The 9,626-nt window shown below is 64.2% G+C and carries 10 protein-coding genes; 3 read left to right on the top strand and 7 right to left on the bottom strand.

The genetic code is table 11. From position 1 onward, the window contains the following. Both JNK99_RS09905 and xerD read left to right on the top strand, forming a co-directional pair. Positions 1-213 (top strand): MGMT family protein (locus tag JNK99_RS09905; RefSeq protein WP_291852146.1); only part of this gene is annotated, 213 nt, incomplete at its 5' end. Then, entirely contained in the window at positions 200-1,114 is a 915-nt protein-coding gene (xerD, locus tag JNK99_RS09900) for a site-specific tyrosine recombinase XerD (RefSeq protein WP_291852142.1), read from the top strand. The genes JNK99_RS09905 and xerD, both read left to right, overlap by 14 nt. Here the strand turns inward: xerD and cobC are convergent. Continuing rightward, entirely contained in the window at positions 1,077-1,712 is a 636-nt protein-coding gene (gene cobC, locus JNK99_RS09895) for an alpha-ribazole phosphatase family protein (RefSeq protein ID WP_291852137.1), read from the bottom strand. The two genes, xerD and cobC, sit on opposite strands and share 38 nt — an antisense overlap. After that, on the bottom strand, positions 1,697-2,449 hold the full coding sequence (locus JNK99_RS09890; RefSeq protein ID WP_291852134.1) for an adenosylcobinamide-GDP ribazoletransferase: 753 nt from the start codon (positions 2,447-2,449) through the stop codon (positions 1,697-1,699). Before JNK99_RS09890 ends, cobC begins: the two co-directional genes overlap by 16 nt. A gap of 217 nt (positions 2,450-2,666) precedes the next feature. On the opposite strand from JNK99_RS09890, the gene JNK99_RS09885 reads away from it, so the two are divergent. Further along, positions 2,667-3,296 carry an MT-A70 family methyltransferase gene (locus JNK99_RS09885; RefSeq protein ID WP_291852130.1) on the top strand — a complete coding sequence of 210 codons (630 nt, stop codon included), beginning with the start codon at positions 2,667-2,669 and terminating at the stop codon, positions 3,294-3,296. 66 nt (positions 3,297-3,362) lie between these two features. On the opposite strand, the gene JNK99_RS09880 is transcribed toward JNK99_RS09885, so the two are convergent. From JNK99_RS09880 to arsB, 5 genes are all read right to left on the bottom strand, one after another. After that, positions 3,363-5,072 carry a diphosphate--fructose-6-phosphate 1-phosphotransferase gene (locus tag JNK99_RS09880; RefSeq protein ID WP_291852128.1) on the bottom strand — a complete coding sequence of 570 codons (1,710 nt, stop codon included), beginning with the start codon at positions 5,070-5,072 and terminating at the stop codon, positions 3,363-3,365. Positions 5,073-5,292: 220 nt separating this feature from the next. After that, the gene (fbaA, locus tag JNK99_RS09875; protein ID WP_291852125.1) at positions 5,293-6,366 is read right to left on the bottom strand and encodes a class II fructose-bisphosphate aldolase; all 1,074 of its coding nucleotides are present in this window, start codon (positions 6,364-6,366) and stop codon (positions 5,293-5,295) included. Between the two features lie 302 nt (positions 6,367-6,668). Next, the gene (locus JNK99_RS09870) at positions 6,669-6,899 is read right to left on the bottom strand and encodes a thioredoxin family protein (protein WP_291852122.1); all 231 of its coding nucleotides are present in this window, start codon (positions 6,897-6,899) and stop codon (positions 6,669-6,671) included. Between the two features lie 177 nt (positions 6,900-7,076). Continuing rightward, the gene (locus JNK99_RS09865; protein WP_291852120.1) at positions 7,077-8,129 is read right to left on the bottom strand and encodes a permease; all 1,053 of its coding nucleotides are present in this window, start codon (positions 8,127-8,129) and stop codon (positions 7,077-7,079) included. A gap of 39 nt (positions 8,130-8,168) precedes the next feature. Beyond that, positions 8,169-9,398, bottom strand: a complete 1,230-nt coding sequence (gene arsB / locus JNK99_RS09860; RefSeq protein WP_291852117.1) for an ACR3 family arsenite efflux transporter — start codon at positions 9,396-9,398, stop codon at positions 8,169-8,171. Positions 9,399-9,626 lie beyond the last annotated feature (228 nt).

Here is a 9,626-nt window from a genome sequence, read left to right as displayed (position 1 = left end):
GTGCACCAGACGCGCAGCTATGGCGAGATCGCCAGGCTGTTGCGCAATGCGCCACGGGCAGTCGGTCAGGCCTGTGGCGGCAACCCGTTTCCGGTCGTCGTTCCGTGCCACCGCGTCCTCGCGACAGGGGGCGGCCTCGGCGGCTTTGCCCGGCAGCGGAATGGTTTCCTGCTCGACGTGAAGCGCTGGCTGCTGGCGCATGAAGGCTGTTGAGCCGGCCCCGGCCGATCTCGCCGAGATCGATTCCTTCTGCGACACATTGTGGCTCGAGGACGGGCTGGCCAAGGCGTCGCTGGCCAGCTATCGCAGCGACCTGCTGCAACTGGCGATCTGGCTCGGCGAGCAGCAGTTGGGCAGCCTGTGCAGCATCGACGAGGCAACCCTGTTGCGCTTCGTCGTGGTGCTTTCGCAGAATTTGCGCGCGTCGTCGCAGGCGAGATACCTGTCCACCCTGCGCCGCTTCTACCGTTACCAGTTGGCGCGTGGCATGCGCAGCAGCGATCCGACGCTGAAGATTGCCTTGCCGAGCAAGCCCTCACGTCTGCCGAAGGTGATCTCGGAGGTACAGGTCGAGCGCCTGCTCGCCGCGCCGCCGATCGACACGACGCTTGGCCAGCGTGATCGGGCGATGCTGGAGACGCTCTACGCGACCGGTCTGCGCGTCAGCGAACTGGTCGGTCTTCGCCTGCACGAGGTCAATCTCGACATGGGCGTCTTGCGCGTCTTCGGCAAAGGTAGCAAGGAACGCCTGGTGCCACTGGGCGAGGAGGCGCGTGACTGGCTGCGCCGCTATCTCGCCGAGGGGCGGCGGGATTTGCTGGAGGGGCGGCAGAGCGAAGATCTCTTCGTCACCGCGCGCGCTTCGGCGATGACCCGGCAGGCCTTCTGGCAGATGACCAAGCGCTATGCGCTGGTCGCCGGCATGGACCCGGCCCGCCTGTCGCCGCATGTGCTGCGCCATGCCTTTGCCACCCACCTGATCAACCACGGCGCGGACCTGCGTGTCGTACAGTTGCTGCTCGGCCACTCGGATATTTCGACGACGCAGATCTACACTCACGTTGCGCGCGAGCGGCTCAAGACCCTGCATGCGCAGCACCATCCGCGCGGTTGATCAGGTCGGCCGGCACCTCACCCAGGTGATTGAGGTAGTGCAGGCTGGCGGCCGATGGCCCGCTCGCGCCGGGCCAGGGTTCGCTCGCGCGATCGATTTCGAGCAGCGTGAGGCTGCCGAAATCGACCGCCAGTCGGCTCCACTCGCCGATCGGCAGGCGCAGCCAATGGCCGAGCAGCGCGCGGATCGCTCCGGCGTGGGTTACCAGCGCGCAGCGCTCGCCGCGCAGGCTGGCGACGCATTCGACCACGCGCGCCTGCAGCATGGCGACTGATTCACCGCCTGGCGGGACGAAGTGCAGCACATCGGCCGCCCAGGCATTGAGCATTGGTCTTCCGATCGCCTCCCAGGGCAGTCCCTCCCATGCGCCGAAATCGATTTCGCGCAGTCGCTGGTCGAAGCGCGCCTGCCGGTCCAATGCTTCGGCAAGGAGGCGCGCGCGCTGCAAGGGGCTGGCAATCACCGGCGTGCCGCTGGGCAGCAGCGCCTGCAGGCGTCTGGCGATCGGCAACGGGTCTTCCGCTTCGACATCGAGCTGACCGTAACAGATGCCGGCCGCCAGCAATGGCCGCGGGTGGCGGATCAGGAAAAGCTGCACAGCAGTCCGCAGTAGAAGGCGACTTCCGAAAGCTGCTGGGTTGCACCCAGGCAGTCGCCGGTATAGCCGCCGATCTGCCGGCGGAACATGCGTGCCAGCCAGAGCGTGGCCAAACCGGCCAGCAGGCAGCCCAGCAGGGCCTCGGGCGGCGGCAGCAGCAGCAGGGGCAGCATGGCGGTGAGGCCGGCAAAGGCGAGCTCGCTCCAGCCGATACGCGTCGCCAGCGGCTTGGCCTTGCCTTCGTCACGTACGTAGTCGAGGCTACGCAACAGCGTTGTCGACGCGAAGCGGGAGACGCTGTGGCCGGCCAGCAGCGCCAGCGGGGTGAGCCGTGGGTCGAGTTCGAGCAGCGCGCAGAAGCGGGCGAGCAGCAGCATGACCAGCGCAATGGCGCCGAAGCTGCCGATCCGCGAATCCTTCATGATGGTCAGGATCTGTCCCTTTTCCCAGCCACCACCAAAACCGTCGACCATGTCGCTCCAGCCATCTTCGTGGAAGGCGCCGGTCACCCGGAGCGAGCAGGCCATCGCGGCAAGCACGGCCAGTGTCGTCGGCCAGAAATACGAAGTCAGGACAAAGACCAGCGCCGCCAGCGCGCCGACCAGCAGGCCGACGGCAGGGAAGTAGCGTGCCGCCCGGTCGAGTGCCTCGCTGCTGTGACCAACCCAGTCCGGCACCGGCAGCCGGGTGAAGAAGCGCAGCGCGCCGAAGAAATATTCGAGTTGTTGTTTGAGCATCTGGGCGGTCGTGGCTGGATAGGAAGAAGGTCAGGGGAGGTGTGAGGGGAGCACTCGTGCGGCACGCGCGCAGGGCTTGCCGCTGGCTGCGCCTGGCAAGGCGCATCGCTGGCCGATTGTGGCGACTGCCGCACGGGGTGCCCGGACTCGGGAGGCTGCCGGCGATGGTATCCTGATATGGCCAACAGCGACCAACGGGGCGAAAAGAGGATCAGTGATGAACACACGGTTTTCCGAGGCAGGCGCCGACCTGCTGCAGCGGGTCGGCGAACGGAAGTTCCGCACCGTTCTTGCCGATCCACCGTGGCAGTTCCAGAACCGCACCGGCAAGATGGCTCCCGAGCACAAGCGCCTGAGTCGTTACTCGACGATGACCCTCGATGACATTCTCGCGTTGCCGGTGGCGGCGATCGTCGAGGAACCGGCCCATCTCTACCTCTGGGTCCCGAATGCCCTGTTGCCGGAAGGCTTGCGGGTGCTTGCCGCCTGGGGTTTTGCTTACAAGAGCAATATCGTCTGGCACAAGATCCGCAAGGACGGCGGGCCGGACGGGCGCGGCGTCGGTTTCTATTTCCGCAACACCACCGAACTGATCCTCTTCGGTGTGCGCGGCAAGAACGCCCGCACGTTGTCGCCCGGACGGCGTCAGGTGAACATCATCAAGAGCCGCAAGCGGGAGCACTCGCGCAAGCCGGAGCAGGCCTACGAGCTGATCGAGGCCTGTTCGCCGGGGCCGTTTCTCGAAATGTTTGCACGCGGTTCGCGCGCCGGCTGGTCGACCTGGGGCAAGCAGGCTGACGAGCATTACCCGTCGGTCGCCGTGCCTGGCTCGTGTCCGCCCGGCTGAAGTCGTCCACGACGCGTCGCAGGAGGCCATCATTATTGATAGCCCCGTGCAGTGCGCCTGCGGTGCTCAGCCGATGTTGAACATCAACGAGTCGGCACCGGAGTTGAGCGCCACGCTGATCGGCAACTGGTGTGTCGTCGGACCCCAGAACTGGCGCGGACCGGGCGACGAGAAGAGGTCGCTGGCCGCCCATTCGTCGCGCCGAGATGCGAAGAACCGCATGGCTGGCGAATCCATCCTGACCAGTGCCTTCTCGATTACGAATTCGTCCTTGCCGTGGCGGCGCTCGATGTTGAGCAGACCGGCCAGCGGGATCGCCTGTGGCGTGCCGCCGCTGGTCAGCCCGGTGACCGTCGCCATGTAGCCGGTGCGTCCGTCGAGGATCAGCGAGCCGGCAGTCAGGCCGAGGTTGTAGGTGTAGGCAGCGTCGAACAGTGTCGGCGCACCGCAGCGGCCCTCGTAGCCGAGGAAGTGGTTGTGCGCGGCAAAGGGTACGTTCGGATCCAGTTCCTTGACCCGCTTCTTGGCCATGTCGATCAGCAGCTGCTCGGTCGGAATCAGCGAGACCTGCAGATTGCCATGCGAGTCGCGGTCGGCGAGCAGCATGTTGACGATGTAGTGTGGCAGCGAGGCGAGCAGGGCGGCATTGTCGGCGCTCAGCTTGCTGCCGACAAAAGCCGGCTTGGCCTCGTCGGCCAGCGCGGCGAACTCGGCGGTGTGGTGTGCCAGGGCATCATTGAGTTCGGCGATCATGGCGTTCATTTCCGGGATGAACTCGATCAGTCCCTCGGGTGCCAGCAGGACGCCGTAGTTCATGCCCTTGTGCGAGCGCTCGACGATCACTTTTGCCACGCGGTCGATGATGCTCGCCAGCGACTCCCGGTTGACAGCGATTTCTTCGGAGATCAGTGCGATGGCCGGCTTGGTCTGCAGGGCTACCTCGAGCGCGACGTGCGAGGCCGAACGCCCCATCAGCTTGACGAAGTGCCAGTACTTGAGCGACGAGCTGGTGTCCTGCAGAATGTTGCCGACCATCTCGCTGTAGATGCGCGTCGCGGTATCGAAGCCGAAGGAGATGGCCAGCAGGTCGCCGACCTGCAGGTCGCCATCGATCGTTTTCGGTACGCCGATCACCTGCACGCCGGAGCCGTCGGCCTTGACGCCGGTGAACAACGACTCGGCCAGTACCGCTGCGTTGGTGTTCGAGTCGTCACCGCCGACCACGACGATGGCATCGAGATTGTGCTTGATGCAGGTTTCGCGCACCTGTGCGAACTGCTCGGCGGACTTGATCTTGGTGCGGTCCGAGCCGAGGAAGTCGAAGCCACCGGTGTTGATGATGAAGTCGGCGTCGGCGTCGGTGATCTCGAACAGCGAGCCCTTGAGCAGGCCCTTGGGACCGGCCTTGACGCCGAACAGCGTGTTGCCGGTGCCGAGCACGCGTTTCAGGCCGCACACGACATTGTGACCGCCGGCGGCCGGGCCGCCCGAGAAGAGGACGGCGACGCGTTTGCCCTGCACCCTGGTGCTGCTGCTGGCGCCGGCCGAGGTGAGGACGACGTTCTGCGAGGCGGCGACGGTTTGCGGGAACTGCGCGCGTACGCCTTCGCTGTCCTTGGTGCTCAGGACGCGGCTGGTATCGCTGAAACCGACCGGCTGCGGCTGGTCGGACGAACCGAAGGCTGCACAGACGGGAAGCGGGTTGCGGCGCACGGCAGTCTCGAAAATCGAGCGGTGCGCTTCGGTATTGACTAACTGTTCTACCAGGGTGCTCATGGTTTGATCCTCGGTTACAAGTAGTGTGTGGTCGAAAAACGTGCTGCGCTGGGAGGTGTCAGCTTGGTGGGCGCCGGATCGGCCGTGCGTGCTGCCGGGCAGGGTGGATTTCTGGCGGCTTTCCGGTGTGCGGGCCTCGTAGCCGGTGGCTGCGCCGGCAGACGCAAAAAACGGGCTAGCCCAGATCCGGACCAGCCCGCTGTCCTGCTACCGAGACTGTTTAGCCCAGAGTGCCGATGTTGTTCAGATCGGCAAAGGCCTGCTTCAGGCGGGCGCGGAAGGCGTCCTCGCCCTTGCGCAGCCAGGCGCGCGGATCGTAGAACTTCTTGTTTGGCTTGTCGTCGCCTTCGGGGTTGCCGATCTGGCCTTGCAGATAGCCTTCGTTCTTCTTGTAAAAGCCCATCACGCCCTCCCAGAATGCCCACTGCAGATCGGTGTCGATGTTCATCTTGACGACGCCGTAGGAGATTGCCTCACGGATTTCCTCGAGCGTCGAACCCGAGCCGCCGTGGAAGACGAAGTCGACCGGTTGTGCCTTGGTGCCGAACTTCTTCTGCACGTATTCCTGCGAGTTCTTGAGGATGACCGGCTGCAGCTTGACGTTGCCGGGCTTGTACACCCCGTGCACGTTGCCGAAGGAGGCGGCGATGGTGAAGCGCTCGCTCACCTTGGAAAGTTCTGCATAAGCCAGCGCGACATCTTCCGGCTGGGTGTAGAGGCGCGAGCTGTCGACGCCGGTGTTGTCCACGCCGTCTTCCTCGCCGCCGGTGACGCCCAGTTCGATCTCGAGCGTCATGCCCATCTTGCTCATCCGCTCGAGATAGCGCTTGCAGATTTCGATGTTCTCTTCGATCGGCTCTTCCGAGAGATCGAGCATGTGCGAGCTGTAGAGCGGCTTGCCGTGCGACTTGAAGTACTGCTCGCCGGCGTCGAGCAGACCGTCGATCCACGGCAGCAGCTTCTTGGCGGCGTGGTCGGTGTGCAGAATGATCGTCGCGCCATATAGCTCGGCGAGCTGGTGGATGTGATTGGCACCCGACACCGCGCCGGCGACGCACGAGCGCTGATTGGTGTTGTCGAGACCCTTGCCGGCGAAGAACTGCGCGCCGCCGTTGGAGAACTGGATGATCGCCGGCGACTTCAACTCGGCTGCGGTTTCCATGACCGCGTTGACGGTACTCGTGTTGATGACATTCACTGCCGGTAGGGCGAACTGCTTCGCCTTGGCCAGATTGAAGATGGCCTGCAACTCGTCGCCAGTGGCGACGCCGGGTCTGATTTGTGTTGCACTCATGATTTGCTGGTCCTGATTCGGTTGATCGAAAGGGTCGGGAAGTCGAGATGCGAGGGCAAAACGGACGCCAAAACGCCCGATTCGGGGGAAGTATCTCCGGCGTTCAACGACTCGTCAAGCACCGTCTCTCTTGTCGCTGCGGAAAGCTGAAAAGCAGCCAGATATGCACCGCAATGGGGCCCGGAAGTGCTCGTTGAGGGCTTGCCGGGAGGTCCTGCAAGGCCCGGCATCGGCTGTCGACGCGTCCCGGTGGTGCGCTGCAGGAGAAGCGACTCATGCCCTGCACGAGGACGCGGGACGGCTCAGAGCCAGCCCTCCACCTTGCTGCGCGTCGGCACGCCGCCGGCATGCACCACCTGTCCGTCGATCACCACGCCGGGCGTGGACAGCACGCCATAGCTCATGATGTCCGGTAGGCTTTCGACCTTTTCGAGCGTGATTTCGACGCCCTTGCCTTTGGCGACCGTTTCGACGAGAGCCACCGTCGCGCGACAGTTGGCGCAGCCGGTACCGAGGATCTTGATGTTCTTCACGGGTTTTCCCTGCACGGATTGAAGAAGTTGGGAAAGGGGTCAAACGTGGGTTGCCCGGGCACTTGATCGGCAGGGCGTCGATCTGACGCGGAGCCGGGAAATGGGGCTCCTCCGTCAGAAGTTCGTTTGCGATGCATGGCCAGCAGCCTGAACGCCGCCTGCAGCGTACGGGACGGCTTACAGCAGCCAGTTGAAAACATAACCGACACACAGGATTCCGAGCGCCACGACGCCGGCGAAGGTCGCGATCAAGGTCGGCTTCAGGGCCTTCCTGAGAATGATCATTTCCGGTGCTGAAAGAGCGATCACCGACATCATGAAGGCGAGGACCGTACCCAGGGCGGCGCCCTTGCCGATCAGTGCCTCGACCACCGGAATGATGCCGGCCGCGTTGGTATACATGGGCACCCCGAGCAGTACGGCGGCCGGCACCGCCCACCAGACATCACTGCCCATGAACGAGGCCATGAAATCCTCCGCGACATAGCCGTGGATGGCCGCACCAAGGGCGATGCCGGCCAGCACGTAGGGCCACACCTTGCCGACGATCTCGCGCACGTGCGCGCCGCCGGCCTGCAGGCGCTCCAGCCAGGAAAGCTGCTCGGCGGTCGTTTGGGCCACCTGTCCGGCAAGGAGGTTGCGGACCCACTCCTCGAGATGCCGCTCCATCTTCAGCTTGCCGATGACCAGACCGGCGACGATCGCCACCAGCAGTCCCATGGCCATGTAGAGGCCGGCAACCTTCCAGCCGAACAGGCCGAAGAGCAATGCCAGCGCGATCTCATTGACCATCGGCGCCGAGATCAGGAAGGAGAAGGTCACTCCCAGCGGCACGCCGGCTGACAGAAAGCCAATGAACAGGGGGACGGCCGAGCAGGAGCAGAAGGGTGTGACGATGCCCAGGCCGGCCGCCAGCAGGTTGCCGATGCCTTCCCGCTTGCCGGACAGCAGCGCGCGCGTACGCTCGGGCGAAAAGAAGGTCTGGATGACGCCCATCACGAAGACGATGCCGGTCAGCAGCAGTAGTACCTTGGGCGTATCGTAGAAGAAGAAATGGACGGCTTGGCCGAGGTGTGTCTGGCGGGAAAGGCCTGCTGCGCCGACCAGCGCATCGGCAAAGGCAGTGAGCTGGCTGTAGGCGGCCACCCAGAGCAGCACGCCGAGAGCGAGTCCGATCAGCCACTGGCCGAGCTGGGCGCCTGCGGGTTTGTCGATCGTTGGTGCGTTCATGGGCTGACCCCGGTCCTTTCTTCGGTGATGCTCAAGTCATCAGGGCGGCGTGTTGTGGACCGGCGCCGGCGGGAACCAGTGCGTCGTGCGCCGGCAGATCTCGACGAGGATCAGCATCACCGGCACCTCGATCAGCACCCCGACGACCGTCGCCAGGGCGGCACCGGAAGACAGCCCGAACAGCATCACCGCGGTGGCGATGGCTACCTCGAAGTGATTGGAAGCACCGATCATCGCCGACGGAGCCGCGTCCCGATACGGTAACCGCAGCCAGCGCGCCAGACCGTAGCCGAGGGCGAAGATCAGTACCGTCTGCAGGAACAGCGGCAGCGCGATCCAGACAATGGTCAGCGGGTTGGCCACGATCACTTCGCCCTTGAAGGAGAACAGCAGCAGCAGCGTGATCAGCAGGGCGACGATGGTGATCGGGGTGAGCAGGTGCAGGAAGCGTTGCCTGAACCAGAGCTCGCCCTTGCTGCGCATGATCCAGCGCCGGGAGAGGTCGCCGGCGACCAGCGGCAGCGCGACATAGATGCCGATCGACAGGAGCAGCGCCTGCCAAGGTACGGGCAGCCGGCCCACGCCGAGCAGAAAGCCGCCGAGGATGCCGTACAGCAGCAGCATGGTCAGCGAATTGATCGCCACCATGACCAGCGTCAGACCATCGTTGCCGCGCGCCAGGTAGCCCCAGACCAGCACCATGGCGGTGCACGGGGCGACGCCGAGCAGGATGCAGCCGGCAAGGTAGCTGCGCCACAATGGGACTTCGAGCATCTTCACGCCTTCGTGCAGAACGACGATGCCTGCCCCGTGTGTCGCGCCCTCGGGAAGGTCGAGCCCGAAAGGCATCTTCACCAGATCGACCGCCGCATCGCCGATCAGCGTCCGGAACAGCACACCGAGAAAGATGAAGGCGATGGCATACATGGTGAAAGGCTTCACCGCCCAGTTCACGAACAAGGTCAGCAGCACCGGCTTGCCACTGCGTCCGGCCTGGATCACCGAGGCGAAATCGATCTTGACCATGATCGGGTACATCATGAAGAACAGGCAGACGGCAATCGGGATCGATACCACCGGTGCGCCGTCCACGTAGACCGCCATGCGGTCGAGACTTTGCGCCATGCCCGGGGCAAGCTTGCCGAGCAGGATGCCGCCCACGATGCAGAGTGCTACCCAGAGCGTCAGGTAGCGCTCGAAGAGGCTGGTCATCCGGCGGGGTTCGGGTTCCTGTCTGCCATCATCGGCGACCCGTGATTCATCACTCATGTCGGTCACGGCCGGTCAAGGCCGATAAGCCATCAATCGGTACAGACTATCATAATTCGATGATTGTCGAAACATCTGGTGTGGCCGTTGCTTACCACCTATCATGTTTCGGCCCCCTGAAAGAACTTGGGAAGAGGCAGTGCGCTGGCAGCGCGTCTCAAGAGAAGGCGGATGCCGCGTTTGAACCAGGAAAGGGCACTGCGATAGGCTTTGCGGACACTCCAATGG

It is taken from the genome of Accumulibacter sp., assembly GCF_016789985.1.
Taxonomy (GTDB): domain Bacteria; phylum Pseudomonadota; class Gammaproteobacteria; order Burkholderiales; family Rhodocyclaceae; genus Accumulibacter.
Note: the sequence above shows the minus strand (reverse complement) of the source record. Positions and strands in the feature narration are given on the sequence as shown.

Coding starts and splice junctions, on each gene's coding strand:
- arsB (WP_291852117.1), bottom strand. CDS start 9,398: ATGAGTGATGAATCACGGGTCGCCGATGATGGCAGACAGGAACCCGAA.
- JNK99_RS09865 (WP_291852120.1), bottom strand. CDS start 8,129: ATGAACGCACCAACGATCGACAAACCCGCAGGCGCCCAGCTCGGCCAG.
- JNK99_RS09885 (WP_291852130.1), top strand. CDS start 2,667: ATGAACACACGGTTTTCCGAGGCAGGCGCCGACCTGCTGCAGCGGGTC.
- JNK99_RS09890 (WP_291852134.1), bottom strand. CDS start 2,449: ATGCTCAAACAACAACTCGAATATTTCTTCGGCGCGCTGCGCTTCTTC.
- JNK99_RS09880 (WP_291852128.1), bottom strand. CDS start 5,072: ATGAGCACCCTGGTAGAACAGTTAGTCAATACCGAAGCGCACCGCTCG.
- xerD (WP_291852142.1), top strand. CDS start 200: ATGAAGGCTGTTGAGCCGGCCCCGGCCGATCTCGCCGAGATCGATTCC.
- fbaA (WP_291852125.1), bottom strand. CDS start 6,366: ATGAGTGCAACACAAATCAGACCCGGCGTCGCCACTGGCGACGAGTTG.